This window comes from Lachnoanaerobaculum gingivalis, assembly GCF_003862475.1.
GTDB classification, from domain to species: domain Bacteria; phylum Bacillota; class Clostridia; order Lachnospirales; family Lachnospiraceae; genus Lachnoanaerobaculum; species Lachnoanaerobaculum gingivalis.
Genome location: NZ_RRCO01000005.1, coordinates 76,096 through 102,678, shown reverse-complemented (window position 1 = coordinate 102,678; position 26,583 = coordinate 76,096). Strand labels below are relative to the sequence as shown.

At 37.2% G+C, this 26,583-nt stretch carries 29 protein-coding genes; 26 read left to right on the top strand and 3 right to left on the bottom strand.

All coding sequences use genetic code 11. The features are described 5' to 3' along the window. The first annotated feature begins 79 nt into the window (after window positions 1-79). The 13 genes from rpmJ to hydF all read left to right on the top strand — a co-directional run bounded on the left by rpmJ (window position 80) and on the right by hydF (window position 10,792). Window positions 80-193, top strand: a complete 114-nt coding sequence (rpmJ, locus tag EHV10_RS10940; protein WP_003497809.1) for a 50S ribosomal protein L36 — start codon at window positions 80-82, stop codon at window positions 191-193. 30 nt (window positions 194-223) lie between these two features. Continuing rightward, entirely contained in the window at window positions 224-592 is a 369-nt protein-coding gene (rpsM, locus tag EHV10_RS10935; RefSeq protein WP_009663113.1) for a 30S ribosomal protein S13, read from the top strand. A gap of 96 nt (window positions 593-688) precedes the next feature. Further along, window positions 689-1,087, top strand: coding sequence for a 30S ribosomal protein S11 (rpsK, locus tag EHV10_RS10930; protein WP_007593313.1), 399 nt, complete (start codon window positions 689-691; stop codon window positions 1,085-1,087). A 15-nt stretch (window positions 1,088-1,102) separates the two neighbouring features. Beyond that, on the top strand, window positions 1,103-1,696 hold the full coding sequence (gene rpsD, locus EHV10_RS10925) for a 30S ribosomal protein S4 (RefSeq protein ID WP_128674685.1): 594 nt from the start codon (window positions 1,103-1,105) through the stop codon (window positions 1,694-1,696). 135 nt (window positions 1,697-1,831) lie between these two features. After that, on the top strand, window positions 1,832-2,785 hold the full coding sequence (locus EHV10_RS10920; protein WP_128674684.1) for a DNA-directed RNA polymerase subunit alpha: 954 nt from the start codon (window positions 1,832-1,834) through the stop codon (window positions 2,783-2,785). A gap of 69 nt (window positions 2,786-2,854) precedes the next feature. Next, window positions 2,855-3,391: a bL17 family ribosomal protein gene (locus EHV10_RS10915; protein ID WP_009663030.1), complete on the top strand. Its 537-nt coding sequence runs from the start codon at window positions 2,855-2,857 to the stop codon at window positions 3,389-3,391. Window positions 3,392-3,518: 127 nt separating this feature from the next. Continuing rightward, complete coding sequence (locus tag EHV10_RS10910; RefSeq protein ID WP_128674683.1) at window positions 3,519-4,808, top strand: MATE family efflux transporter; 1,290 nt, start codon at window positions 3,519-3,521, stop codon at window positions 4,806-4,808. Window positions 4,809-4,885: 77 nt separating this feature from the next. After that, a complete protein-coding gene (locus tag EHV10_RS10905; RefSeq protein ID WP_128674682.1) occupies window positions 4,886-5,458 on the top strand; it encodes an RNA polymerase sigma factor in 573 nt (190 codons plus the stop codon). Next, on the top strand, window positions 5,458-6,549 hold the full coding sequence (locus EHV10_RS10900) for a PepSY domain-containing protein (protein WP_128674681.1): 1,092 nt from the start codon (window positions 5,458-5,460) through the stop codon (window positions 6,547-6,549). The genes EHV10_RS10905 and EHV10_RS10900 overlap by 1 nt, the downstream gene beginning before the upstream one ends. A gap of 243 nt (window positions 6,550-6,792) precedes the next feature. Beyond that, window positions 6,793-7,053, top strand: coding sequence for a TM1266 family iron-only hydrogenase system putative regulator (locus EHV10_RS10895; protein WP_128674680.1), 261 nt, complete (start codon window positions 6,793-6,795; stop codon window positions 7,051-7,053). Next, on the top strand, window positions 7,046-8,170 hold the full coding sequence (gene hydE / locus EHV10_RS10890) for a [FeFe] hydrogenase H-cluster radical SAM maturase HydE (RefSeq protein ID WP_243116130.1): 1,125 nt from the start codon (window positions 7,046-7,048) through the stop codon (window positions 8,168-8,170). Before EHV10_RS10895 ends, hydE begins: the two co-directional genes overlap by 8 nt. Then, window positions 8,152-9,600 (top strand): [FeFe] hydrogenase H-cluster radical SAM maturase HydG, encoded by a 1,449-nt coding sequence (gene hydG, locus EHV10_RS10885; protein WP_128674678.1) that lies wholly within the window; start codon window positions 8,152-8,154, stop codon window positions 9,598-9,600. The genes hydE and hydG overlap by 19 nt, the downstream gene beginning before the upstream one ends. Then, window positions 9,578-10,792 (top strand): [FeFe] hydrogenase H-cluster maturation GTPase HydF, encoded by a 1,215-nt coding sequence (gene hydF, locus EHV10_RS10880; RefSeq protein ID WP_128674808.1) that lies wholly within the window; start codon window positions 9,578-9,580, stop codon window positions 10,790-10,792. The genes hydG and hydF overlap by 23 nt, the downstream gene beginning before the upstream one ends. Before the next feature lie 37 nt (window positions 10,793-10,829). Here the strand turns inward: hydF and EHV10_RS10875 are convergent, their stop codons facing one another. The 3 genes from EHV10_RS10875 to EHV10_RS15140 all read right to left on the bottom strand — a co-directional run bounded on the left by EHV10_RS10875 (window position 10,830) and on the right by EHV10_RS15140 (window position 12,154). Next, window positions 10,830-11,375: a TetR/AcrR family transcriptional regulator gene (locus EHV10_RS10875; protein WP_128674677.1), complete on the bottom strand. Its 546-nt coding sequence runs from the start codon at window positions 11,373-11,375 to the stop codon at window positions 10,830-10,832. 114 nt (window positions 11,376-11,489) lie between these two features. Then, on the bottom strand, window positions 11,490-11,822 hold the full coding sequence (locus EHV10_RS15020; protein WP_243116129.1) for a hypothetical protein: 333 nt from the start codon (window positions 11,820-11,822) through the stop codon (window positions 11,490-11,492). Window positions 11,823-12,022: 200 nt separating this feature from the next. Then, the gene (locus EHV10_RS15140; RefSeq protein WP_279221827.1) at window positions 12,023-12,154 is read right to left on the bottom strand and encodes a hypothetical protein; all 132 of its coding nucleotides are present in this window, start codon (window positions 12,152-12,154) and stop codon (window positions 12,023-12,025) included. A 238-nt stretch (window positions 12,155-12,392) separates the two neighbouring features. On the opposite strand from EHV10_RS15140, the gene EHV10_RS10865 reads away from it, so the two are divergent. The 13 genes from EHV10_RS10865 to EHV10_RS10805 all read left to right on the top strand — a co-directional run bounded on the left by EHV10_RS10865 (window position 12,393) and on the right by EHV10_RS10805 (window position 26,495). Next, window positions 12,393-13,295 (top strand): DMT family transporter, encoded by a 903-nt coding sequence (locus EHV10_RS10865; protein ID WP_128674676.1) that lies wholly within the window; start codon window positions 12,393-12,395, stop codon window positions 13,293-13,295. Further along, a complete protein-coding gene (gene kamB, locus EHV10_RS10860) occupies window positions 13,292-14,305 on the top strand; it encodes a lysine 5,6-aminomutase reactivase subunit KamB (protein WP_128674675.1) in 1,014 nt (337 codons plus the stop codon). The genes EHV10_RS10865 and kamB overlap by 4 nt, the downstream gene beginning before the upstream one ends. Window position 14,306: 1 nt before the next feature. Next, window positions 14,307-15,755 carry a lysine 5,6-aminomutase reactivase ATPase KamC gene (gene kamC, locus EHV10_RS10855; RefSeq protein WP_128674674.1) on the top strand — a complete coding sequence of 483 codons (1,449 nt, stop codon included), beginning with the start codon at window positions 14,307-14,309 and terminating at the stop codon, window positions 15,753-15,755. Between the two features lie 12 nt (window positions 15,756-15,767). Then, entirely contained in the window at window positions 15,768-16,928 is a 1,161-nt protein-coding gene (locus EHV10_RS10850; protein WP_128674673.1) for a PucR family transcriptional regulator, read from the top strand. A 198-nt stretch (window positions 16,929-17,126) separates the two neighbouring features. Further along, window positions 17,127-17,516: a 3-aminobutyryl-CoA ammonia lyase gene (kal, locus tag EHV10_RS10845; RefSeq protein WP_007593276.1), complete on the top strand. Its 390-nt coding sequence runs from the start codon at window positions 17,127-17,129 to the stop codon at window positions 17,514-17,516. An 8-nt stretch (window positions 17,517-17,524) separates the two neighbouring features. Beyond that, window positions 17,525-18,343, top strand: a complete 819-nt coding sequence (gene kce / locus EHV10_RS10840) for a 3-keto-5-aminohexanoate cleavage enzyme (RefSeq protein WP_128674672.1) — start codon at window positions 17,525-17,527, stop codon at window positions 18,341-18,343. 10 nt (window positions 18,344-18,353) lie between these two features. Next, entirely contained in the window at window positions 18,354-19,388 is a 1,035-nt protein-coding gene (gene kdd, locus EHV10_RS10835; protein ID WP_128674671.1) for an L-erythro-3,5-diaminohexanoate dehydrogenase, read from the top strand. A gap of 28 nt (window positions 19,389-19,416) precedes the next feature. Beyond that, window positions 19,417-20,673 carry a lysine 2,3-aminomutase gene (kamA, locus tag EHV10_RS10830; protein WP_128674670.1) on the top strand — a complete coding sequence of 419 codons (1,257 nt, stop codon included), beginning with the start codon at window positions 19,417-19,419 and terminating at the stop codon, window positions 20,671-20,673. An 11-nt stretch (window positions 20,674-20,684) separates the two neighbouring features. Beyond that, window positions 20,685-22,244 carry a lysine 5,6-aminomutase subunit alpha gene (gene kamD, locus EHV10_RS10825; RefSeq protein ID WP_128674669.1) on the top strand — a complete coding sequence of 520 codons (1,560 nt, stop codon included), beginning with the start codon at window positions 20,685-20,687 and terminating at the stop codon, window positions 22,242-22,244. Further along, entirely contained in the window at window positions 22,237-23,028 is a 792-nt protein-coding gene (gene kamE / locus EHV10_RS10820; RefSeq protein WP_128674668.1) for a lysine 5,6-aminomutase subunit beta, read from the top strand. Before kamD ends, kamE begins: the two co-directional genes overlap by 8 nt. Before the next feature lie 10 nt (window positions 23,029-23,038). Then, entirely contained in the window at window positions 23,039-23,563 is a 525-nt protein-coding gene (locus EHV10_RS10815) for a cob(I)yrinic acid a,c-diamide adenosyltransferase (RefSeq protein WP_128674667.1), read from the top strand. A 15-nt stretch (window positions 23,564-23,578) separates the two neighbouring features. Next, window positions 23,579-25,231: a Na+/H+ antiporter NhaC family protein gene (locus tag EHV10_RS10810; RefSeq protein WP_128674666.1), complete on the top strand. Its 1,653-nt coding sequence runs from the start codon at window positions 23,579-23,581 to the stop codon at window positions 25,229-25,231. A 355-nt stretch (window positions 25,232-25,586) separates the two neighbouring features. Then, window positions 25,587-26,495: an N-acetylmuramoyl-L-alanine amidase family protein gene (locus EHV10_RS10805; protein WP_128674665.1), complete on the top strand. Its 909-nt coding sequence runs from the start codon at window positions 25,587-25,589 to the stop codon at window positions 26,493-26,495. Window positions 26,496-26,583 lie beyond the last annotated feature (88 nt).

Genomic DNA, 26,583 nt, shown 5'->3' with positions numbered 1-26,583 from the left:
AATAAGACCTTGCATATTATAGTAGTTAATGCTATAATACTATGGCGTCTTTATTAGTAGCGATGAAAGGAGAGTTACAATGAAGGTCAGATCTTCAGTGAAACCGATTTGCGAAAAATGCAAAATAATTAAGAGAAAAGGTTCCATCAGAGTAATTTGTGAGAACCCAAAGCACAAGCAGAGACAAGGTTGATCTGCATAGGAATAAGGAGGAAGTAGGTAAATGGCTCGTATAGCAGGCGTTGATTTACCAAGAGAAAAGCGTATTGAGATTGGTTTGACATATATCTATGGTATAGGTCTTACAAGTTCAAAGCGTATCTTGAAAGAGGCTAATGTAAATCCTGATACAAGAGTAAAGGATCTTACAGACGATGAAGTAAAAGAATTGGCACAGGTTATTTCCGATACTCAGATGGTAGAGGGTGATCTTAGAAGAGAGATCGCTATGAACATCAAGAGATTACAGGAAATAGGATGTTATCGTGGCATTCGTCATAGAAAGAATCTTCCGGTTCGCGGACAGAAGACTAAGACAAATGCAAGAACACGTAAGGGTCCAAGAAAGACAGTAGCAAACAAGAAGAAATAATAGATAATATAGTCTGTTCATTTTTTCGAAAAGTAATTTTCGCTGTATGTTTTAAAAACAGGAGCGTAGTAAAGTTTAAAAAGGTAGGTTAGTTTAATGGCAAAGAATGCGTCCACCAAGAAGGTGACAAAGAAGCGCGTAAAGAAAAACGTTGAACGCGGACAGGCACATATTCAGTCATCATTTAACAATACAATTGTTACATTAACTGATACCCAGGGTAATGCGATATCATGGGCAAGTGCCGGTGGTCTAGGATTTAGAGGTTCAAAGAAATCTACTCCATATGCGGCATCTATGGCTGCAGAAACTGCTGCAAAAGCAGCTTTAGTACATGGACTTAAGTATGTAGATGTTATGGTAAAGGGGCCCGGTTCAGGAAGAGAAGCAGCTATTCGTGCGTTGGCTGCATGTGGAATAGAAGTAACAAGTATTAAGGATGTAACTCCGGTACCACACAATGGATGTCGTCCACCAAAACGCAGAAGAGTCTAATAGGAGGTACTAAAAGTGGCAATTAATAGAGTTCCCGTTCTTAAAAGATGCAGATCACTTGGCCTTGAGCCGGGTTTTCTGGGAATAGATAAAAAGTCTAACAGAGATACAAAAAGAGCAGGCCGTAAGCTCAGTGAGTACGGTTTGCAGCTTAGAGAAAAGCAGAAAGCAAAGTTTATCTACGGTGTATTAGAGAAACCGTTCAGAAATTACTATGCTAAGGCTGAGAGAATGAAGGGCCAGGTTGGTGAGAACCTTATGATTCTCTTAGAGAGAAGGCTTGACAATGTTGTTTTCCGTATGGGATTCGGCAGAACAAGAAAAGAAACAAGACAGATTGTTGATCATAAGCACGTTCTTGTAAACGGTAAGTGTATAAATATTCCATCTTACCTTGTAAAGGCAGGAGACGTTATAGAGATCAAAGAGAAGGCAAAATCATCTGCAAGATATAAGGAAGTTGTAGAGTCAACAGCCGGAAGAATTGTACCGGCTTGGATTGATGCAGATCTTGAAAACTTAAAAGGTACTGTAAAGAGCCTCCCTACAAGAGAAGAAATTGATGTTCCTGTAGACGAACTTCTTATCGTTGAGTTGTACTCTAAGTAATAGGAATCTTAACAGCTGATACTTATTTTCGTATCAGCTGATTTGCTAATAATAGAAATATTTTAGCCTTGAAGTATTAACCAATTCTCAAATATTTGAGATATAGATATAGTTTATCTAAAAGGAGGGACATTCGTGTTTGATTTTGAAAAACCCAATATAGAGATTTCAGAAATTTCCGAGAATAAGAAGTTCGGCAGATTCATATGTGAACCACTGGAGAGAGGTTATGGAACAACTTTAGGCAATTCCCTAAGAAGAATCATGCTCTCATCCCTCCCTGGATCGGCTGTCAGTCAGGTTAAGATTGACGGCGTGTTGCATGAATTTTCTTCCATACCGGGAGTAAAAGAGGATGTGACAGAGATCATAATGAATGTAAAAAGCCTTGCAATCAGGAATACATCTATTGATGATGAGCCGAAGGTTGCTTATATAGATTTTGACGGTGAAGGAGTTATCACTGCAGAAGATATTCAATGTGATCCAAGTATAGAAATCATTAACAAAGACCAGGTTATTGCAACAGTTTCAGAAGGCAAGTTCTATATGGAATTGACAATAACAAACGGTAGAGGTTATGTAAGTTCAGATAAAAATAAAGGAGAGGATACTCCTATAGGTGTGATAGCAATCGATTCTATCTATACTCCTGTAGAGAGAGTAAATCTTCTTGTAGAGAACACTCGTGTAGGTCAGATGACAGACTTTGATAAGTTAACACTTGATGTTACTACAAACGGTACATTGGCACCTGATGAGGCGGTAAGTTTAGCTGCCAAAGTTTTGAGTGAGCACCTAAATTTATTTATAGATTTGTCTGATAATGCCAAAACTGTTGATGTAATGGTAGAAAAAGCAGAGGATGACAAGGAAAAAGTTCTGGAGATGAATATAGATGAACTTGAACTGTCAGTTAGATCTTACAACTGTTTGAAGAGAGCAGGAATCAATACAGTTGAAGAACTGTGTTCACGTACTTCAGATGATATGATGAAAGTCAGAAATCTGGGTAGAAAATCATTAGAAGAAGTCTTACTAAAGCTGGAAGAGCTTGGACTTCACCTTCGTGAGAGCGAAGAATCATAAAAAAGAATAAATAGACATATATAGTAAGTCCAATGTCAGCGTATATATGTTTCCTATGGAGGAGAAAAAATGGCAAAGTATAGAAAACTTTCAAAGACATCAAGTCAGAGAAAAGCATTATTGAGAAACCAGGTTACAGCACTTTTACAGCATGGTAAGATTGTGACCACAGAGGCCAGAGCAAAAGAAATCAGAAAGATTGTTGAGCCGCTTATAGCATTAGCTGTTAAGGAGAAGGATAACTTCGACCTTGTAAAGGTAAATGCAAAGGTTGCAAGAAAAGATGCTGACGGTAAGAGAGTAAAAGAAGTTGTAGACGGTAAGAAAGTTACTGTTTATGATGAGGTGGAGAAGGAAATCAAGAAAGACAGACCTTCAAGACTTCATGCAAGAAGCAAAATCAACGCTGTAGTATATGTTCCGACAGAGTTACCTGCAAAGGCAGCCGGAAAGAAGAAGAATACAAAGTCAGTTGACCTTGCAAAGAAGCTTTTCGATGAGTACGGTCCAAAGTATGCAGATCGTAAGGGTGGATACACAAGAATAGTTAAGATCGGTCTTCGTAAGGGAGATGCGGCTATGGAAGTTTTACTTGAGTTAGTATAATACCATCTTTGATATATAAAAGTAGCAGTCTATGACTGCTATTTTTTATGTGAAAATAAATTTGACTTTAATTGAGCTTACAGAATATTTATGATATAATTCGATAACTATGACAGGAGAGTCTTTTATGATTGAAAAAAAACTTAGAGGATATATTCTGCCTAATATCCTTGCTACAACAGGCACATCATGTTATGTATTGGCGGATACTGTTTTTATATCAATGGCGGAAGGTGCAAACGGAATAACAGGATTAAATCTTGTTTTACCGATATTTGCAATAACATTTGCTATAGGAGCTATGATAGGCATAGGCTCCGCAACAAAGTATACATTGTTAAAATCACTTGGTGATAAAAGCAGTGCAGATAAATATTTTTCAAATTCATTTTTCTGGAGCTTCCTACTTAGCTTACCGTTTTTAATTTTGGGTATTTTTATTCCGGATGTGGTGCTAAGAGTTTTCGGTGCGGATGAAGTAATAGTAAATGTAACTCACACATATGCACGTATTATTCTTTGTTTCTCGCCTTTTTTTATGTTGAACTTTACATTTACAGCTTTTGTGAGAAATGACAACTCACCTAGGATTGCTATGGCGGCAACACTTATAAGCGGAATTTTTAATATAATATTTGATTATATACTTATTTTCCCTGTAGGTATGGGTATGGCAGGTGCGGCACTTGCAACGGGAATATCACCGATAGTAAGTATGAGCATCTGTATGTTGCATTATTTGTCAAAAAAGAATAATGTGCGTTTTTGCTTTAATTTGCCTTCAGTAAAAAAATTGATTTTATCATGTAGTCTCGGTCTGGTGGCATTTGTAGGTGAAATTTCAAACGGAATAATAACAACAGTATTTAATTTTATACTGCTCTCACTTGTAGGTAATATAGCGGTTGCGGCATATGGAGTTATAGCAAACTCCGCCTTGGTAGGAGTGGCGATGCTAAACGGTGTATCACAAGGATTACAGCCCGTGGCAAGTGAAACTTACGGTAAAGGTGAGAAAAAAGACTTAAAGAAAATTTACTTATATTCACTTTCTGTAGGTATTATTATAGCAGGAGTTTTGGTTGCTCTGGTAATGGCATTTGCTCAAAACATTATAGTCGCATTTAACAATGAAAATTCGGATGTATTGGCAAACTATGCAATTCCGGGTATCAGAATTTATTTTATAGGATTTATACCTGCCGCATTTAATATTATTACGGCGGGATTTTACAGTGCTACGGGGAGAGGAAAAGAGTCCTCTCTTATAGCAATATCAAGAGGTATAGTGGCAATAATTGTATTTGCACTTATCTTACCGGGGATTTTTGGAATAACAGGAGTATGGAGCTCATTTTTTGCGGCGGAAATGTTTACTGCAATATTCTGTATAGTATTGATGAGAAAAAGTTTATAAAAAAATAAAAAATAATGCAACGGCATGCAATAAAATGATATTCTCATGCATTAATATAGTGAAAGGATGATTATTAGATGCTTAATTTTGTGGCGGTCTTGGAGGAGGGATCAAAAGCTTCATCGACGGTGGATGATAAACTTATAAAAGATATCGCAAAGGGAAGTATGGAGGCTTTACATACTTTATATGAAAAAACTCATAAAAGTGTATATGCCTTTGCCCTTTCAATAACAAAGAATACTCATGATGCAGAGGATATTTTGCAGGATACTTTTTTGAAAATCTATCAAAAGGCAGCAGATTACACATCGTACGATAAACCGATGGCATGGATATTTACAATAGCAAGAAATTTTGCACTTATGAAGATTCGTGACGGGAAAAACGAGGGTAGTTTAGAAGATGATAACAATTTGCCGGAACAGGATTTTTCATTTGTGGAAGATCTGAGTGAGCGTATTATTCTAAAAACAACTATAAATAAGTTGGATGAGAATGAAAGAACAATACTTTTGCTACATGCGGTGGCAGGTCTGAAAAATCGTGAAATAGCAGAATTACTTGATATGTCAATAAATACGGTGCTGTCAAAGTACAACAGGACTGTCAGGAAGATGCAGAAATATTTGGAAGAGGAGGGCTTTTGATGAAGAGAGAAGATATTGAGAGGAAGCTCGACACTGCTGTATCGGGAATGATTCCCGAGGATATGTTTAAAAGAATTTCTGAAAATATCGTTTCTGTTGACGCAGAAAGGATTGAAAAAGGGATGAAGAGGAAGTTTAATATATTCGGTAAGGGATTTGTAGGAGTGGCCGCTGCCGCTTGTCTACTATTTGCAGTAGGAGTTGTAGGAGTTCCGTATTACGGAAATAACTATGTTCCGGATTCACATGTAGATATTGACGTAAATCCGGGAGTTGAGATTGTAACAAACAAAAAGAACAAGGTTTTACAAGTACAGTCTACAAATCAGGACGGAGCCGCCGTAATTGACGGTATGAATCTTAAGAATACCGAGCTTAAGGTTGCCGTTAATGCACTTATAGGCTCAATGGTTCAAAAGGGTTATATCCGAAATGACAATACAGGTATTTTGGTAACAGTAAGAAATGATAATGAAGATAAGGCAAACAAAGTTAAGGCGGAAGTGTTAAATGATATAAATACTGCGCTTTCAACCAATTCGGTACAGGCAACAGTTATAAATCAGACTGTAAAGACTACTGTGGATGCTAAGAAGTTTGCAACAGAAAACAATATATCCATAGGAAAGGCGGTATTTGTACTGAATCTTGCCGCTAAAGACAGTTCTCTGGATGCAAAAGAACTTGCCAAGATGAAAGTAAGTGAGATTGCCAATCTGGTTGTACAAAAGGGCATAGATATAAGAGATATAGTTGATTATGATTCTGATGACAGTATCTGGGAAAATATTGCAGATGCTATTGAAGATATAGATGAGGATGAAAGAGAAAAAGGAATCGCTACAAGCGCTGCCGTAGAGAATACTACAGTATCCGCTGCAGCTTCAGGTATCTCGGCAGACAGAGCAAAGCAGATAGCACTTTCACATGCCGGAGTCGGATCTGCAAACTTTACCAAGGTGGAGCTTGATACGGATGACGGCGTAAGAGTTTATGAGATCGAGTTTAAGGTCGGAAATGTAGAATACGACTACGATATCGATGCTTCAAGCGGTGCTATAATTTCAAGCAGCTCGGAGATTGATGATTAAGATAGATATAAAAGAATATAGTTATAAAAGTAACGATACTATACATATTGACAAACCACCAAAAAGGATTTACATTGTATACAGATACTCCTAACAGGGAAGACGGGATTTATATCGGATCTGACTTGAAAGGTGGTTTGTGAATGTATAAGATTGTGCCAAGGCACATTTATTTGAGTACTCAAAGCCACCTAGGCTTTGGGTTTTTTTAATACAAAAATCTATTATTTATAAAGGGGAAATATGGATAACAGAGTAGCATTGATGGCAATAATTGTGGAGGACAAGGATTCCGTAAAAGAACTCAATGATTTATTGCACGAGTACGGAGATTATATTATCGGAAGGATGGGTATACCTTATCACAAAAGAGGTATAAGTGTGTTGTCGGTCGCTCTCGACGCACCGAATAATGTGATTTCAAGTCTGTCGGGTAAAATCGGAAAATTAAAGGGAGTAAGTATTAAAACCGCTTATTCAAATGTGGGTGACGCCAATGGCTAAAGATATATCACTTTATAAGACTGACTTTAAAAATACCGAATATGACAGACATTTGGAAATTGATAAAAGCATTGCTCTGATAGATAAATTAGAAAAAGAAAGAAGCCTTAGCCTTGAAGAATACAAATATCTTGTAGAGAATTTGAATGAAGAGGTATTTGACTATATCAGTAAAAAGGCAAGGATTATAGGCGATGAAAATTATGGTAAAGATGTTTATCTCAGAGGTTTGATAGAGATAAGCAATATTTGCAAAAATGACTGTTATTATTGTGGAATAAGACATTCAAACAGAAACTGTGATCGCTACAGGCTCACAGAGGAAGAAATACTTGAATGTGCGGATGAAGGATACAGGCTCGGTTATAGAACCTTTGTAATGCAGGGAGGTGAAGACGGAAAATTTGAACCGGATTATATATGTAGTATTGTAAAGAAAATCAAGGAAAAGTATAAGGATGTTGCCGTTACACTTTCTTTGGGAGAATATGAGAAAGAAGACTATCAGAAAATGTTTGATGCAGGTGCGGACAGATACCTTTTAAGGCATGAGACTGCGGACAAAGAACATTATGAGAAACTTCACCCGAAATCAATGTCATTTGAACACAGAATGAACTGCCTTAAAGCTCTAAAAGATATAGGATTTCAGGTAGGATGCGGATTTATGGTGGGATCACCGTATCAAAGTTCTTCCACATTGGCTAAGGATTTAAAGTTTATAGAAGAATTCGGACCGCAGATGTGCGGTATAGGACCTTTTATACCGCATCATGATACAGCGTTTAAGAATGAAAAAAGCGGAAGTATTCAAATGACTTTATTTTTAATAGCTATTCTTAGAATAATGAGACCGAATATGCTTATTCCGGCAACAACTTCTTTAAGTACTTTGGACAATCTGGGAAGAGAGAAGGGAATACTTGCAGGTGCAAATGTGGTGATGCCGAATCTTTCACCGCTGAAAACAAGAAAAAAATATGAACTATATGACGGAAAGGTATGTACAGGAGATGAAGCCGCTCACTGCATCGGATGTATTACCAACAGAATCAACAATATAGGTTACGGAGTTGCAAAAGTAAGAGGAGATTATAAATGTTTAAATACGATGTAAAATCAAGGAACGCTGAAGAATTTATAAACCATGAAGAGATATTGGAGACATTAAAGTTTGCCGAGGAAAATAAAAATAATATTCCTTTGATAGAGGAATATCTTGAAAAAGCAAGACCGAAAAAAACTGAGAAAGGTATTATAGCAAAGGGGCTTACTCATAGAGAGGCATCCGTACTTCTTGCCTGTGAAGACAAGGAAATTATAAAAAAGATATATGAACTTGCAGGAGAGATAAAGCAGACCTTCTATGGAAACAGAATAGTAATGTTTGCACCACTCTATCTTTCAAACTACTGTGTAAACGGATGCGTATACTGTCCGTATCATGCAAAGAACAAAAATATAGCCAGAAAGAAACTTACTCAGGAAGAGATAAAGAATGAGGTAATTGCACTTCAGGACATGGGACATAAGAGACTTGCAATAGAATCAGGTGAGGACCCGATAAACAGCCCTATTGAGTATATACTTGAATCGATAAAGACTATTTACAGTATAAAGCATAAAAACGGAGCTATAAGAAGAGCAAATGTAAATATTGCAGCCACTACAGTGGAAAATTATAAAAAGCTTCATGAAGCTGGAATCGGAACATATATACTTTTCCAGGAGACCTATAATAAAGAATCTTATGAGAGCCTTCATCCTACAGGACCTAAGCATAACTATATATACCATACCGAGGCTATGGACAGAGCTATGGAGGGCGGAATTGATGATGTAGGACTTGGAGTACTCTTCGGACTGGAGTCATACAAATATGAGTTTGCAGGACTTTTGATGCATGGGGAACATTTGGAAGCGACATTCAGAGTAGGACCTCATACTATAAGTGTACCAAGAATTAAAAGGGCTGATGATATAGATCCGGATGCTTTTGACAACGGACTTGATGATGATACTTTTGAAAAGATTATTGCATGTATAAGAATAGCGGTTCCTTATACCGGAATGATTATCTCTACAAGAGAGAGTCAGGAAGTAAGAGAAAGAGCTTTAAAGGTTGGAATATCACAGATAAGCGGTGCTTCAAGAACTTCAGTAGGCGGATATACGGAGGAAATCAGACCTACAGATTCGGAGCAGTTTGATGTATCGGATCAAAGAACTTTGGATGAGGTGGTGGACTGGCTTATGGGAATGGGACATATACCTTCATTTTGTACCGCATGCTACAGAGAAGGCAGAACAGGTGACAGATTTATGAGCCTTTGTAAGAGCGGACAGATTATAAACTGTTGTCATCCGAATGCTCTCATGACCCTTAGTGAATATATGACCGATTATGCATCCGAAGAGACCAAAGAGCATGGAATGAAGATGATAAAATCGGAGATTGAAAAGGTAAGCAATCCTAAGGTAAAGGAAAGAGCAATTCAGTATATAAATGAAATTGAAACTACAAATGCAAGGGATTTCAGGTTCTGATATGAATAGTACACCGATGGGAGAGAGAGCGACTATTTGTCTTTTCGGTCGCTGTAATGTTGGAAAATCAAGTTTGATAAATGCTATAACCTCACAGGATATTGCAATAGTATCCGATATCAGCGGAACTACTACAGATCCTGTAAAAAAGAGTATGGAGCTTTTGCCGTTCGGTCCGGTGGTACTTGTGGATACACCGGGACTTGACGATAAGAGCAGCCTTGGAAATTTAAGAGTGGAAAAGAGCCTGGAATATATAGACAGGGCCGACCTTATACTCTTTGTAGTGGATGCAGGAAGTGAGTTTAGTGATGATGAGCTTGAATTTTTAGAAAAGATAAAAGAAAAGAGATGTCTTGTTGTAGGAAATAAATGTGATTCTATAGCAGATGAGCATAGACATGATGATAAAATTGATATATATGTTTCCGCATTAAATAATATCAATATTGATAAGCTAAAAGATATGATGTCTGAGGTTCTTGGAAAAGAAAAGAAAGAAAAGACAATACTCGGTGATATGATGAAGGAAGGTGATATTATAATGCTTGTAACACCTATAGATTCATCGGCACCAAAGGGTAGACTTATTTTACCGCAGCAGCAGGTAATAAGAGAAATTCTTGACAGACATGGTATTGCAGTAGCAGTTCAGGTGAATGAGATAGAAGCTACACTTAAAAAATTTAAGGATATTGCCTTGGTGGTATGTGATTCTCAAGTGTTTAAAGAAGTGGATGAATTGATACCTCAAAATATACCTCTTACCTCATTTTCAATAGTATTTGCCAACTATAAGGGTGCTCTTCACAATCTGTATAATGCTGCAAGAGTGATAGACACACTTAAAGAAGGAGATAAAATACTTATAAGTGAGGGCTGTACACATCACAGACAATGTGAAGACATAGGAAGTGTAAAGATACCGAGGCTGGTCAAAAAATTTACAGGTTTGCAGGATGAAGATGCGTTGAAGTTTGAACTTACAAGCGGAGGAGAGTTTCCAAAAGATCTGTCCGAATACAAGATGATAATTCACTGCGGTGCATGTATGTTAAATGAAAACCAGATGAAGGCCAGGATGAAGTATGCAAATGAAGCTACCATACCTATGACAAATTACGGTATATCAATAGCGTATATGAACGGCATACTTGAAAGAGCGATGAAACCTCTTGAAGGGAAATTTTAGATAATAAAAACGGATGAGTTAACAGCTCATCCATTTTTTATCTCAAACTAAGTAAAGAAAGTGATTCTTCATTTCTGAATTGAAGTGAAATCTCGGTGAGCTCATCGGGAGTTTCCTTCATATCTCTATTCATCCAGAATATCAGATTATTGTAAATTCCACCTATGATATAGGACAGTTCATATTGCTTGGTAAGCGGGAACTGTGTAGCAAGTTCACTGAACTGAAATCTCTTTGAAAGCACATCCAAAAGCAGGAATGAGAGATTAGCATAATGAATAAGTAAAATTTCTTTTCTGTAATTAAAAAAGGCGGTATATATTGAATGTATATACAGTGTAAAATCAATACTTGAAAGATTTGTATAGCCGTCAAGCGATTCTTTTAGAACCATATCAAAAAAGAATGATATAATATCTTCCTTAGATTTAAAATGTCTGTAGTATGATGATCTGTCAACACCGGCTTTTTTGGCAATCTCACCGATTGAAATTTTAGTATAATCTTTCTCAAGCATAAGTTCCAACAGTGCTGTAGCCATGTAGCCCATCATCATTTCATGCGTAGTATTTTTTCGTCTCATATATTTCTCCATAACAAAATACAAATGAATTATAATATCAGAAAAAATAAAAGGCAATATATATCCTTTATTTTAGATATATATTGCTTTTAAAGAGGGATGTATAAATATTTATCAGTCTTCTTTTTTCTTTGTAACTCCGGCAATCATTCCCATAGCTACCAATGAGCCTAAGAGCATCATTACGCTTTCTGTAATATCTGCCGCATCAGCAGTTTTTGGAACGCGGATCTTTCCTCTTGTGTTCTTTGCAGCCAAAGGGCCTACAGGTGAAGGTGCTTTTGTTGCATCGCCTGCTGCAGGAATCTCAACGCTTATCTGTGTATCATTATTTACGATTTTGTTTGCTGTAGCATTAAATGTTGAAGTACCTACAGTTGAAGATACTTTAATACCCATCTGCTCAGAGTTATGGAAAAGTGTCTGCCAGTTTGCAGGGAGCTGCAAGCTGAATCCTGTCCAAGCGCCTGTGCTGCCTGTCCATGTAAGTGTAGGTGCGGTAACGATTGCAGATCCTGCATTATTAGTTATAGTAACATAAGTTGCAGCTTTTACAGCATCACTGATTCCTGTTCCCTCAAGGGCTACAGTTACAGTGTTTCCTGAAATATTTACAACATCTGTGTTTGGAATTGCATGTCCCTGTGCTACGCAGGATTTGATGTAAAACCTCCGGCGATAACATTTAATGTAGGGAATGCGGTTGCTGATATGACCGGAGTTGCCAATGCTAATGAAATAGCAACTGCCATTGCTTTCTTGTTTAAATTTAATTTCATATTCCTATATCTCCTGTTCCTTTGAATTTCTTTAACATATTGGTATCATACAATATTCTTGAAAGTATATTGTAAAAAAGTATAAATTGCGTGATATTATGTATAAACTGCGTAAAAAATTCAAATATTAAGTAATCTTTACATTTTTTGGTTATAATCTTACCTTTTTTTTATAATCGGATTGGGATATAATAAGATAAGTAGTGCAAAATTACTATTTTAACAACAGGGGGTCAATATGTCAAAAAATAAAAATGCTCTTGGAGTACTTATGCTGTTGCTCGCGGCTTTGATATGGGGATCGGCCTTTTCAGCACAGAGTATAGGGGCAAGATATGTAAATGCTTATACATTCTTGGCAATAAGAAGCTGGATATCTTTTATTGCGATGATTCCTGTAGTATGTTTTTTTAAGAGTAAAAAAAGTTCAAACAAACATATAATAAATAAGTCTTATAAAAAGACATTGATTATAGCTTCACTGTGCTCAGGATTCTTTCTTTTCATTGCAAGCGTTATGCAGCAAATCGGTATAAAAGAATCCAATGCTTCAAAGGCCGGATTTATCACAGCATTGTACGTGATTTTTGTTCCTATTATTTCCATTATATTCTTTAAGATGAAAGAAGGAATTAGACTTTGGATAAGTGTTGTACTAAGTGTAGTAGGATTATTTTTACTGTGTATACATGACGGATTCAATTTAGAGTACGGAGACGCAATTCTTTTATTTTGCGCATTTTTATTTGCTCTTCAGATAATAACGGTGGCTCATTTTGTAAAAGAAGTGGACGTTTTGGATTTATCTATATTTCAATTTTTGGTGGTGGCAATTTTTTCAAGCATAGTTATGATTGCTGTTGAAAAGCCGTCAGTAGATATGATAATTAAGGCAATGCCTGCACTCTTATTTGTGGGGATTTTCAGCGGTGCCTGCGGTTACACATTGCAAAATGTGGGACAACAATATGTCAGACCGAGTATTGCAAGCCTTTTAATGAGTCTTGAAAGCGTGTTCAGTGCGATATTTGCATGGATAATATTGGGGGAAGTGCTTAGAAGTCGTGAGATGCTTGGAGCAATACTTATGTTTTCCGCCATAATTTTGGCGCAGCTTCCTATTAGGAGTAGAGAACAATGAATATCTATGATTTGATAAAAGATGAGGAAAGAGTCTCTTTTATCGGAATGTGTAAGAATGCAGGAAAAACTACAGTTTTAAATGAAGTAATAAAAGAACTTCATGAAAATGAAGAAAGTATTCTGCTTACATCCATAGGAAGAGACGGCGAGGAGCTTGATCTGGTAACCAATACCAAAAAGCCTGAAATATATATTTATAAGGATGATTATATCGCAACGGCAAGAGATTTGATAAAGTACTGTGATATAACAAAAGAAATAGTAGAGAGCACCGGGATATATACTCCGCTTGGAGAAATAATAATAATCAGAGCCCTCAGCGACGGTTTTGTACAAATAGCAGGTCCATCTATTGCTACACAAATGGCAACAGTTTGTGAGAGCTTTAAAAAATACAGCAAGGGAAAGATCCTGATAGATGGAGCCTTGGAGAGAAAAAGTATTGCTACAGGGAAGGTAAGTAATGTGGCAATACTTTCAAGCGGTGCTTCATACAGCGTTGATATGGAAAAGACTGTCAGGGATACAATATATACATCCATGCTTTTTTCACTTCCGGAATATAAGCTTAATCTTCCGAATGATTTTAACAGAGAAAACTACAGTGATAAGTATTATATAATAGAAGATAATACTATAAAAAAGAGTGATAAAAAGATTGAGCTTAGAGAAGTATGGGCAAAGGAAAGTGAAGTAGGGAGTATATTTGTAAACGGTGCGCTAAGCGATGCCATGATAAACTCTTTTTTATTATCTAATGCAAAACTTGACGGAAAGCGATTGGTATTTTTTGACGGTTCAAGAATTTTAATCAAATACGAAAATTTTGAAAAACTCAGACAAAGAGGCTTGGTATTTTCATGCATTGATACAATAAATATTGTTGCCATAACAATAAATCCTTTTTCAGCCTATGGACATCACTACGACAGTGAGAAATTTCTGGAATATATGCAAAATTGTACCGATTTACCGGTTATAAATATTGAAAGCAAGTATAGGGGGTAGTATGGACTTTTGGCAAAGAGAAAATATCGGTTTTGAATATATAAAAAGCAAGATGCTTCCCGCAACACCTTTCGGAGCCGAGCTTATAAAAAATATATATCCTTTAGGTAGGGATAAAAGAGATACTCTTAAAGAAGAACTTAAAAATCTGAATAATTTATATCAAAAATATGATAATGTAAAATCAGATACCAATGCTGTAAGAAGAATATTCATGCAGATGAAGGATGTAAGAGGTTCTATCAAATTCGGCAGGGACAATACATTGTCGGATATAGAGCTTTTTGAGATAAAAACTCTTTTGATGCATATGGAAAAATTAAAACCTCTTATTGAAAGAGTATCAAAAGAAATAGGCTTAACAGGTTTTATTATAGAGTCTGTGAGTGATGCGGTGGATATACTTGATCCGGAGGGCAGAAGAATACCCACATTTGCAATATATGATGACTATTCCCCCGAGCTTAAGTTAATCAGAAAGAGAAAACGTGATATAGAAATCAAGATGCAGGAGAGCGATGCAGCTTTTGAAGAACTTAAGGATGAAAGACTTGCAGCTATTGTGGAAGAGGAAAAGGAAGAGAGAAAGATAAGAGAAGACCTTTCTGTAAACCTGCGACCTTATTTTGACAAAGCATTAAAAAATATAGATGTAATAGGCAGATTTGATTTACTTTTGGAAAAATACAGGGTGGCAAAGCTATATCCTTCATGTTTACCACAGATCACTGAAGATGTACTTGTATTGGAAGAAACAATAAATCCTTTTATCTGTGATATATTGGAAGAAAAAGGACTTAAATTTACGCCTATAACCATAGATATGACAATAGGAACAACAGTACTTACAGGTGCCAATATGGGCGGAAAGAGTGTTACATTAAAGACGGTAGCGCTGAATACATATCTTGCACTATGTGGCTTCTTTGTATATGCAAATAAGGCAAGTATTCCGCTGTTTGATGAAATAATAATGATATCCGAAGAGTCTCAGTCTGTAGATAAGGGTTTATCCAGTTTCGGAGCTCAGATAGTGGAACTGAAAAATTTGCTTACCGATATCGAAGGAAGATATATCTTTGCAATTTTAGACGAGTTTGCAAGAGGAACAAATCCTAAAGAAGGTGAGAGTATAGTGAGAGGGCTTGTAGCGCTTTTAAATAAAAAAAGAGCAATAAGTCTTTTGGTAACACATTTTGATCATGTTGCCGAGCTTTCGGGAAGCCATTATCAGGTAAGGGGATTACAGGGAGCTTCGGAAGATAAAATAGCAAAAGCGCTTCTTACAAAGTCAAGTGATGATGCAAAGATTACAGCAATAGCACAGTTTATGAACTACGGTATTTTTAAAGTAAAAAAACAGGCACAGCCTCCAAAAGAGGCACTTATGATTTGCAGACTTTTAGGATTGCAGGAAGAACTTATGGATATTTTAGTTGAAATTAATTAGAAAGGGCGAGTTATGCCACTTACTGTTAGAGATATCATTGAGAATAACTTCTTTCCGGGAACGGAACTTATAACCGGAAGGGAAAGTGCAGGAAATATAATCAGCTGGGTAAATGTTCAGGAAATTCTGGATTCTGTTGATATGGTAGGAAGCGGTGAACTTCTGATAACAACAGGATTTGATCTGGCGGATTATACAAGGTACTTTAATTTGATAAAGAGACTGAAAGCAAAGGGTGTGGTAGGACTTATGGTGCAGACCGGATATTATGTGGACAGTATACCGGTTTATATACTTGAGTCTGCCAGAAAATACAAATTTCCGGTACTTGAATTGCCGGCAAGCTTTTCTTTTTCAGAAGTTTTAAAGACTTTGATAAGTGAGATAAACAGAGAGTCGGTACTTGGAAATCAGAGCTATCTTGACTATAATTATTTTTATCCGAAAATAAAAAAGAAGCTTAAGGAGAGTCTGTCCAGAGGAATAGGAAATGAAAATGAAATTGCAATTTTAGCAATCTCCTCGGTAAATGCATATAATGAAGTGGGACCTGATATAACGGAAGCTTTTGAAAATATAAATTCTTTGGTGGTATTCAGCTGTGATACATATATTTGTCATTATGAAAAGGGTGTACAGATGATATTTTGTATAGGGGTGGAGAGTGTGACAAAGCTTAAGGATCTGCTGGCTGAAATACAGGTGGTACTTATAAGACTGTCTAACAAGATAGGACTGAATTTGTTTGCGACAGCGGATATGTTTACAGATAATGAAGGTCTTGATCTTGCTATGAAGCATTGCATGGAGGCACTTCAGACTTTACACAGTGTCAGAGCTATCAGGGGTACATGTCTTTATGAGCATATGTCATTTTTGAAAAAATTGTATTCCATATACAGAACAAATACACTCTATTCAAAGGAAAATAAAGTGCTCAGACTGTTAATTGACAGGGACAGAGAGTCTGACAGCGACTATATAAAGACTGTAAGATATTATCTGGAAGAAAACGGAAATGTCACCAGAGCCGCAAAAAGACTTTTTATACACAGACATACATTGATAAATCGAATGGAGAGCATCAAGGATCTGACAGGTTTTAACTTTGATGATTATTGCGAGAGACTGGATTTGTCTCTGGCCTTGATATTGAATGACTATTTTGATTGATATTTTAAGAAAATAAAGATATAGATTACATAAGGAGATATATGTGGTCTATATTTTTTTTGTGCAAATATACATTTTGTCCACTAACTTGTATTTTTTTATATACATTTAGTCAGTAATAAAAATATTAATTTTATTGTAATATATAGATACATTAAAGGATAATAAGATTTATCTACGTGAGGAGGAAAATATAATATGGTTAAATCAACAATTAGACTTCGTATGAGTGCTCACGATGCACATTATGGCGGTGAATTGGTAGACGGAGCAAGAATGTTGGGTTTATTCGGAGATGTGGCGACTGAGCTTTTGATTATCAACGATGGAGATGAGGGACTTTTTAAAGCTTATGACAGTGTAGAGTTTTTGGCACCTGTTCATGCAGGGGATTTCATCGAAGCAACAGGTGAAATTGTTTCTGTAGGAAATACATCAAGAAAGATGGTATTTGAGGCAAGAAAAGTTATTACACCAAGAACAGATATCAATGATTCGGCATGTGATGTATTGGAAGAGCCTGTAGTGGTATGCAGAGCAAGCGGAACCTGCGTGGTATTAAAAGACAGACAAAGAAACAATAAATAGAGAAAATCATGGAAAAACTTATTATTACGGCATGTATATGTGGTGCAGAGGTTACAAAAGAGCAAAATCCGAATGTACCTTATACAGTGGAAGAGATTGTAAGAGAAGCAAAGTCGGCTTATGATGCGGGAGCCGCTATTATACATCTTCATGTGAGAGAGGATGACGGTACACCTACACAGAGCGCAGACAGATTTAAAGAATGTATTGATGCTATAAAAAAAGAATTGCCTGATGTTATCATTCAACCTTCAACAGGTGGAGCGGTGGGTATGAGCAATGAAGAGAGACTCTCACCTACTCTACTTCGCCCTGAGATGGCAACACTTGATTGCGGAACCTGTAACTTCGGAGGAGACGATATATTTGTAAATACCGAGAACACAATTATAGAATTTGCAAACAGAATGAATGAGCTTGGTATCAAACCTGAAGTTGAAGTATTTGACAAGGGAATGGTGGATATGGCAATACGTCTAAATAAAAAAGGCATTATAAAGTCACCTATGCATTTTGACTTTGTAATGGGTGTAAACGGCGGTATCTCAGGAACGGCGAGAGATTTAAACTTTATGGTAGAGAGTATACCTGCAGGCTCCACATGGACAGCATCGGGAGTGGGAAGAGCAGAATTTCCTATGGTGACCATGGCGATACTTATGGGCGGCCATGCAAGAGTTGGATTTGAAGATAATGTATATCTCAGTAAAGGTGTTATGGCAAAGTCAAACGGTGAGCTGGTAGAAAAGGTCGTGAGACTGGCAAAAGAACTTGGCAGAGAGATAGCAACACCGGATGAAGCAAGAGAAATATTGGGTTTGAAATAATGGAGGACTTATGTTAAAGGGAAATAAGTATGGTATTCACAGAGTTATTGAGCCACAGGGAGTTTTAACTCAGGCGGCAAAGAAGATAGACAATGATATGACAAAGAGATACTCAAATGAGATAATCTGCGATGTTATTTCATTAAATATCGACTCCGCATCATTTACACAGATTGAAGAAGCTTGTAATAAAGATGTTGAAAAAATCGGACAGATGATTCTTGATATAGTAAATGAAAGAGGAAAAATGCAAAACCCGGTAACCGGTTCAGGCGGAATGTTTATAGGAACAGTAAGCTATATCGGTGAAGAGCTTGATACAGATATTAAGGTTGGAGATAAGATTGCATCTTTAGTATCACTTTCAATGACACCTTTAAAGATTGAAAAGATAAAGGCTATTCATCCTGAAATCGACAGAGTGGATATCGAAGGACAGGCTGTATTATTTGAAAGTGCATTATATGCAAAGCTTCCGGAAGACCTTCCAGAGCCGCTTGCACTTGCAGCTTTGGATGTAGCCGGAGCACCGGCTCAGACAGCAAAACTTGTACAATCAGGACAGAGTGTATTGGTACTTGGAGGAGCAGGAAAGAGCGGAATGCTTGTTTGCTATGAGGCAATGAAGAGAGTAGGACCTACAGGTAAAGTAGTTGCTATGGACTACAGCAAAGAAGGCGTGGAAGAGTTAAAGAAGATGGGACTTTGCCATGAAGCATTCCGGGCAAGTGCCGCACTTCCTGTAGAAGTTCTTGATAAGGCTTTGGAGCTTAATGACGGAAGAGAATATGATGTTTCAATATGCTGCGTAAATGTAAATAACTGTGAGATGAGTGCAATCCTTCCTGTTCGTGACGGCGGATGTGTATACTTCTTCTCAATGGCTACAAGCTTTACAAAGGCTGCACTGGGAGCAGAGGGCGTAGGAAAAGATATTGATATGATCATAGGAAACGGATATACAAAGGGACATGATAAGATAACATTGCAGGAAATTCGTGAAAATCCGGCAATTAGAGAAGTATTTGAGAAAAAATACGTGTAATTTAGAGTAAGTAAGAGGGAAAAAAAATATGAGAAACAGTAGAGAAAACGGTTTATTCGCAGACGTTCCCGATAATGAGTGGAATGATTGGAAATGGCAGCTTAGAAACAGAATAACAAAGGTGGAAAGTTTAAAAAAGTATATAAAGCTTACCGAAAAAGAAGAAGAAGGTGTGAAGAGATGCTTGGAAAACTTAAGAATGGCTATTACACCATACTATCTTTCACTCATCGATCTTGAGGATGAAAACGATCCGGTAAGAAAGCAGGCAATACCTACAGTGTCTGAGCTTCATATAGCTGAAGCGGACCTTGCTGATCCTTTACATGAGGATACGGATTCACCTGTTCACGGTCTTACACATAGATATCCGGACAGAGTTTTATTCCTTGTAACAGACCAGTGTTCAATGTATTGCAGACATTGTACAAGAAGAAGATTTGCAGGACAAAATGATACAAGCGTACCTACATCACAGGTGGATGCATGCCTTGATTATATAAGAAGACATCCTGAGGTAAGAGATGTACTGCTCTCAGGCGGTGATGCACTGCTTATAAGTGATGAAAAGCTTGAATACATTATATCTGAGCTTAGAAAAATAGAGCATGTTGAGATAGTAAGAATCGGTTCAAGAACACCTGTTGTTATGCCGCAGAGAATTACACCTGAACTTGTAAATATGCTAAAGAAGTATCATCCGATTTGGCTCAATACACATTTCAATCATCCAAGCGAGATTACAAAAGAGTCTGCTGAGGCTTGTGCAAGACTTGCGGATGCAGGTATTCCTCTCGGAAATCAGACAGTACTTTTGGCAGGTGTAAATGATTGTGTACATATAATGACTGATTTGGTTCATGAGCTTGTAAAGATAAGAGTAAGACCTTATTACATTTATCAATGTGACCTTTCACAGGGACTTGAGCATTTCAGAACACCGGTATCAAAAGGTATCGAGATTATAGAAGGACTTAGAGGTCATACTTCAGGATATTGCGTTCCTACATTTGTAGTTGATGCACCGGGAGGTGGCGGAAAGACACCTGTTATGCCGAATTATGTTATTTCACAAAGTCCGGGCAAGGTTATACTTAGAAACTATGAGGGTGTTATCACCACATATACAGAGCCTGAGCACTATGAAAACCATTGTAATTGTGATATTTGCAAGGGTAAGAGAGAAAAGCAGTTAGGCGGAGTGGCAGGACTTGAGCAAGGAAATGCTATGACAATTGAGCCGGCTGATTTAGCAAGATTTAGAAGATCACATGAGAAAAAATAGGAGATAAAAACATGAGTAAACTTGGACTTGATCAAAGTTTAATCTCTAAAGCCAGAAACAGTGCAAGAAATGTTGCGCTGGATGTCCAAGCCTTTATTGACGATCATACTACAGTAGCTGTAGAGAGAACGGTATGCAGACTTTTGGGGATTGACGGAGTAAACAGTGTGGAAGTGCCACTGCCTAATGTGGTGGTCGATCATCTTGTGGAAAACAAACTTCTTCCGATGGGTGCGGCATTTATGCTTGGAAACGCAATGCTTGAATTATCACTTTCACCTCTTGAAATAGCAGAGGGTATTGATAAAGGTGAAATAGATTTATCAAAACTTAAGATTCATTCTTCTAAAGAGATAGAAGAGGTAATTGCACCGGTAGCAAAGGCTATGGTGGAAAGAATTCAAAAAAACGTTGACAAGAGAAATGAATATCTGAGTAAATTCGGAGACAAAGAAGGACCTTATATATATCTTATAGTTGCGACAGGAAATATATATGAGGATATAACACAGGCGGTGGCTGCAGCCAAGCAGGGTGCGGACATAATTGCCGTTATCAGAACTACCGGACAGAGCCTTCTTGACTATGTTCCATATGGTGCTACAACCGAAGGATTCGGTGGAACATATGCGACACAGGAAAACTTCAAGCTTATGAGAAAAGCTTTGGATGAAGTCGGTGAAAAAGAAAACAGATATATCAGACTTTGCAATTACTGTTCAGGACTATGTATGCCTGAGATAGCCGCAATGGGTGCAATGGAAAGACTTGATGTAATGTTAAATGATGCACTCTACGGAATTCTTTTCAGAGACATAAATATGCAAAGAACTCTGGTTGACCAGTATTTTTCAAGAATAATAAACGGATTTGCAGGAGTTATTATAAATACCGGTGAGGACAACTACCTTACTACGGCAGATGCTATAGAAGAGGCACATACAGTACTTGCATCACAGTTTTTAAATGAGCAGTTTGCTATAGAAGCAGGTCTCCCACCTGCACAACAGGGACTTGGACATGCTTTTGAGATATCACCTGATGCTGAAAACGGATTCTTATTTGAGTTGGCACAGGCACAGATGGCAAGAGAAATCTTCCCTAAGGCACCTCTTAAGTACATGCCTCCTACAAAGTTTATGACAGGAAATATTTTCCGTGGTCATGTACAGGATGCACTCTTTAATATGGTAACCATACTTACAAGTCAAAAGATACATCTTCTCGGAATGATGACAGAGGCTATACATACACCTTTTATGTCCGACAGAGCACTTGCAATAGAGAATGCACAGTATATCTTCAGAACAATGAAGGACTTTGGAGATGAGATAGAGTTTAAAGAGGACGGTATTATAAGAAACAGAGCAAATGAAGTTTTAAATAAGGCGGCAGCACTGCTCTCAGAGATAGAAACAAACGGACTGTTTGCTACACTTGAAAAGGGAACTTTTGCGGATATAAAGAGACCTTTTAACGGAGGTAAGGGATTAGACGGAGTCGTTGTTAAAGATAATGTATACTTCAACCCATTCATTCCTCTTATGAAAAAGGAGGTGAAAGATGAGTAGCGGTTTATATAATCTTAATAAGGTTGAGTTTGATAAGACTCTGGACCTTACAAAGCTTAAAGCCTATGGAGATACCATGAATGACGGCAAGGTTCAGATAAGTTTCACACTTCCTGTAAAGAACGATGAGAGAGGTGAGGAAGCTGCAAGAATACTTGCAAAGAAGATGGGACTTTCAGATGTGAATATCGCACACAGAATGTCACTTGATGTAGAGTTTACATTTTATGTGGTTTATGGTAGTCTGGTACATAGTGTTGATTATACAAATATTCATGTACAAACTGTCGAAGAAGAAACTATGAGCATGGAGGAAGTTAATGAATTTATCAAAGAAAACTTCCACAGAAAAATAGTAGTGGTAGGAGCTTCTACCGGTACTGATGCTCATACTGTAGGTATAGATGCTATAATGAACAGAAAAGGATTTGCCGGACATTACGGACTTGAGAGATATGAGATGATTGAAGCTTATAACTTGGGTTCACAGGTAGCAAACGAAGAGTTCATAGAGAAGGCAAGAGAGCTGAAGGCAGATGTACTTTTGGTTTCACAGACAGTTACACAAAAAGATATTCATATAAAGAATCTTACAAATCTTGTGGAACTTTTGGAAGCTGATGAGCTTAGAGATAAATATGTGCTTATCTGCGGAGGTGCAAGAATCACACATGAGCTGGCTAAAGAGCTTGGTTATGATGCAGGATTCGGAACCGGTAAGTTTGCGGATGATGTAGCTACATTTGCAGTTACAGAGATGTTAAGAAGAGGCTTAGGTAAGTAAAGGAGATATTATGACAGGACTTATTCATGTATACGAAGGCGACGGTAAAGGAAAAACAACTGCGGCTGTAGGCTTGGCAGTAAGATGTGCAGGTAGTGGCAGAAAAGTCCTGTTTTCACAGTTTTTAAAAAGTGACACTTCAAACGAACTTAAGGTACTGAAGAATATAGAAAACATTGAATTGTATACAAAGAAAAACAGCTTCGGTTTTACATTCAATATGACTGATGAAGAAAAGATACTTGCAAAAGATTTTTTCACAAATCATCTAAAAGAAATTATTCATCTGGCTATCGAGAAGAAAGTGGATCTGGTAGTAATGGATGAGGTAATAGATGCTTATAATCTTAATATGGTGGAGCATGATGTACTGACAGATTTTTTAAAATCCCGCCCGAAAAATCTGGAAGTGGTTATGACCGGAAGAAATCCTAAGGATGAGATAGTAGAACTTGCTGATTATCTGACACACTTTCAAAAGATTAAGCATCCGTTTGACAAGGGTATAAGAGCCCGTGTCGGAATAGAAATGTAAAAGAGAGGAAAAGGTATGAATAGTGGTAATGACACTTATAATCCCGGATTTTTTAGAAATAAAAAATCATACTTGCTATGTTTAGCAATCTTAATTTTAGTAATGTGTCCGATGATAGTGTATGGAGCTGAAGCTGAAGCACCTAAGCCGGCACTGTATGCAACATTTTGGTCACTTGTACCACCACTTATAGCTATTGTACTTGCTCTTATCAGTAAGGAAGTATATAGCTCACTTGCAATCGGAGTTATCTTCGGTGGACTTTTGGCATCAGGATTTAACTTTGAAGGAACAATGAAGACCATTTTTGAAAAAGGATTTGTTTCGGTTTTATCCAGTGCTTACAATGTAGGTATTTTGATTTTCCTTGTTATTTTGGGAATGGTTGTTGCCCTTATGAATAAGACCGGCGGTTCGGATGCCTTCGGTAAATGGGCATCAAAGAGAATTAAGACCAGAGTAGGAGCTCAGCTTACATCAATCCTTCTCGGATGTCTTATTTTTATCGATGACTACTTCAACTGTCTTACAGTAGGTAGCGTTATGAGACCTGTTACAGATAAGCATCAGGTTTCAAGAGCAAAGCTCGCATATTTGATAGATGCTACAGCGGCTCCTGTATGTATCATTTCACCTATTTCATCTTGGGCTGCAGCAGTTACAGGATTCGTTGACGGTGAAGACGGATTTGCACTTTTTGTAAAGGCAATCCCTTTTAACTACTATGCACTTCTTACAATCGTAATGATGCTTGTTATTACACTTTGGAAGTTTGACTTCGGCCCTATGAAACTCCATGAAGAGAATGCAAAGAAGGGTGATCTCTTTACAACCGGAGAAGAGAAGTTTGAAGACCTTGACAGAGGAGAGCATAAAGACGGTAAGCTTATAGATATGCTCTTCCCAATCGTTTCACTGATTATTTGCTGCGTTATCGGAATGCTTTATACAGGTGGAATATTCAGCGGTGCAGGCATCGTTGAGGCTTTCTCAAACTGTGATGCTTCAGTAGGACTTTCAATGGGTAGCTTTATAGCACTTATTATCACATTGGCATTCTATATAGCAAGAAGATCACTTAAGTTCTCAGAATGTATGGATTGTTTACCTGCAGGATTTAAGGCAATGGTACCTGCAATTCTTATCCTTACATTTGCATGGTCATTAAAGTCTATCACCGATGTACTCGGAGCAAAAGAATTTGTTGCTACAATGATGGAGCATTCAGCCGGCAGTATGCAGCTGTTACTTCCTGCAATTATATTCGTAGTAGCGGTTTGTCTGGCTTTCTCAACAGGAACATCATGGGGAACATTCGGTATCCTTATACCTATAGTTGTTGCTGTATTTGCAGGTAAAGATTCACAAATGATGATAATCTCTATCTCAGCATGTATGGCAGGTGCTGTTTGCGGTGACCACTGCTCACCTATATCAGATACTACCATCATGGCGAGTGCAGGTGCACAGTCAAATCATATCAACCATGTAAATACACAGTTACCATATGCAATGCTTGTTGCGGCAGTATCATTTGTAAGTTATATAATAGCGGCTTTTGTAAAGAATGCTGCAATATCACTTATAATAGCTGTAGCATTGATGGTAGGTGTACTCTTTATAATAAAGAAAGTTACATATAAAGAAGACTCAGTAAATGCTGCTTAATTAATACAAAGGCACTCCCGGACAAAAGCCTGGGAGTGTTTTTTAATTTTATATTAATATAAAGAGTGTAATATTGACATAAAAAATATGGTTGTATATAATCGGCATATAAAGTTTGTTTAAAAGAAATATTTAAATAGAGTCCTTTGTGTGAAAAATGTAGGTATGTGTAAGTAAGGACAAAATAAAGATCCAAAGTATATAATTGTATTCTATAGTTTTATAAACTATTAGAAAATATATTTTTTAGCTGTATCGCTTTATTTTTCATAGATGTCTCAGTAGTGACCTGTTTTAGTTACTAAGTGAATATATGTATGAATAAGTAAGGCAGGTAGGGCTGAAAGGAGTACTTATGAAGAAACTATTTTTATTAACAGCTGCTTTTTCTGTGATTATGTGCTTTAATGCATTTGCTTTTACGTCAAGCAATCCTGATGTCACAATAAAAAGCGGAGATACGGGAAGGACTTACACTTGGATCTCACCACTTGGAACAGAGATAACCATGCCGGTTATTACAAAAGATGCTGTTTTAAGCATTAATAAAGGTGACTCAGATTATATGGAGACATATTTCTATGATCCATCAGAGGCAATCAATAAAGACAATAATCTTTTTATGTTTGGCTACAAAAATTCAGCTTTTGCAGCTCCTACATTGGCTCTGGAAAGAGCAACAGAGTATTCACCACTTACAATAAGCAATTATAATGTTGGTGACCCTATATTAAAAAGAAGTTCATATAAAGGACAGGATATTATAATCGCTTTTTACAAGATTTTAGGTGATAATTCTATAAGCCCGGTTTACTTTACCGGAAACTATTTAAAAGAGGAAAATGCGAATAGAGTAGGTTACTTTTATGTAGATATGGGTTCATCTTCAAATACATCATCTCAGGGTTGGGAAAACACTGATAGAGGATGGAAGTATAAAGAGTCTAATGGAAGCTATGTAACTAATACATGGAAACAGGTTGACGGTATATGGTACTTCTTTGACGGAGAAGGACATATTGCTACAAGCTGGAGACAAATAGACGGAGCCTGGTACTTCTTTAATGCAAGCGGAGCAATGCTTACAGGTTGGGTACAGTCAGGAAATGACTGGTATTACATGAATCCTTCAGGTGCTATGGCTACAGGCTGGGTACAATCAGGAAATGATTGGTACTATATGAGTCCGTCAGGAGCAATGCTAAGCAATACAACTACCGCAGACGGCTATAGACTTGATGCTTCAGGAAGATGGGTAAAATAATTATATACTTTATATCGATGTAAAATATAAAATTATCTGGAGCAGGGGAAGGAAAGCTTCTCCTACTCTTTTAATATAATTGGGAGGA

Coding starts and splice junctions, on each gene's coding strand:
- rpmJ (WP_003497809.1), top strand. CDS start 80: ATGAAGGTCAGATCTTCAGTGAAACCGATTTGCGAAAAATGCAAAATA.
- rpsM (WP_009663113.1), top strand. CDS start 224: ATGGCTCGTATAGCAGGCGTTGATTTACCAAGAGAAAAGCGTATTGAG.
- rpsK (WP_007593313.1), top strand. CDS start 689: ATGGCAAAGAATGCGTCCACCAAGAAGGTGACAAAGAAGCGCGTAAAG.
- EHV10_RS10915 (WP_009663030.1), top strand. CDS start 2,855: ATGGCAAAGTATAGAAAACTTTCAAAGACATCAAGTCAGAGAAAAGCA.
- EHV10_RS10910 (WP_128674683.1), top strand. CDS start 3,519: ATGATTGAAAAAAAACTTAGAGGATATATTCTGCCTAATATCCTTGCT.
- EHV10_RS10905 (WP_128674682.1), top strand. CDS start 4,886: ATGCTTAATTTTGTGGCGGTCTTGGAGGAGGGATCAAAAGCTTCATCG.
- EHV10_RS10900 (WP_128674681.1), top strand. CDS start 5,458: ATGAAGAGAGAAGATATTGAGAGGAAGCTCGACACTGCTGTATCGGGA.
- EHV10_RS10895 (WP_128674680.1), top strand. CDS start 6,793: ATGGATAACAGAGTAGCATTGATGGCAATAATTGTGGAGGACAAGGAT.
- hydE (WP_243116130.1), top strand. CDS start 7,046: ATGGCTAAAGATATATCACTTTATAAGACTGACTTTAAAAATACCGAA.
- hydG (WP_128674678.1), top strand. CDS start 8,152: ATGTTTAAATACGATGTAAAATCAAGGAACGCTGAAGAATTTATAAAC.
- hydF (WP_128674808.1), top strand. CDS start 9,578: ATGCAAGGGATTTCAGGTTCTGATATGAATAGTACACCGATGGGAGAG.
- EHV10_RS10875 (WP_128674677.1), bottom strand. CDS start 11,375: ATGAGACGAAAAAATACTACGCATGAAATGATGATGGGCTACATGGCT.
- EHV10_RS15140 (WP_279221827.1), bottom strand. CDS start 12,154: ATGAAATTAAATTTAAACAAGAAAGCAATGGCAGTTGCTATTTCATTA.
- EHV10_RS10865 (WP_128674676.1), top strand. CDS start 12,393: ATGTCAAAAAATAAAAATGCTCTTGGAGTACTTATGCTGTTGCTCGCG.
- kamB (WP_128674675.1), top strand. CDS start 13,292: ATGAATATCTATGATTTGATAAAAGATGAGGAAAGAGTCTCTTTTATC.
- kamC (WP_128674674.1), top strand. CDS start 14,307: ATGGACTTTTGGCAAAGAGAAAATATCGGTTTTGAATATATAAAAAGC.
- EHV10_RS10850 (WP_128674673.1), top strand. CDS start 15,768: ATGCCACTTACTGTTAGAGATATCATTGAGAATAACTTCTTTCCGGGA.
- kal (WP_007593276.1), top strand. CDS start 17,127: ATGGTTAAATCAACAATTAGACTTCGTATGAGTGCTCACGATGCACAT.
- kce (WP_128674672.1), top strand. CDS start 17,525: ATGGAAAAACTTATTATTACGGCATGTATATGTGGTGCAGAGGTTACA.
- kdd (WP_128674671.1), top strand. CDS start 18,354: ATGTTAAAGGGAAATAAGTATGGTATTCACAGAGTTATTGAGCCACAG.
- kamA (WP_128674670.1), top strand. CDS start 19,417: ATGAGAAACAGTAGAGAAAACGGTTTATTCGCAGACGTTCCCGATAAT.
- kamD (WP_128674669.1), top strand. CDS start 20,685: ATGAGTAAACTTGGACTTGATCAAAGTTTAATCTCTAAAGCCAGAAAC.
- kamE (WP_128674668.1), top strand. CDS start 22,237: ATGAGTAGCGGTTTATATAATCTTAATAAGGTTGAGTTTGATAAGACT.
- EHV10_RS10815 (WP_128674667.1), top strand. CDS start 23,039: ATGACAGGACTTATTCATGTATACGAAGGCGACGGTAAAGGAAAAACA.
- EHV10_RS10810 (WP_128674666.1), top strand. CDS start 23,579: ATGAATAGTGGTAATGACACTTATAATCCCGGATTTTTTAGAAATAAA.
- EHV10_RS10805 (WP_128674665.1), top strand. CDS start 25,587: ATGAAGAAACTATTTTTATTAACAGCTGCTTTTTCTGTGATTATGTGC.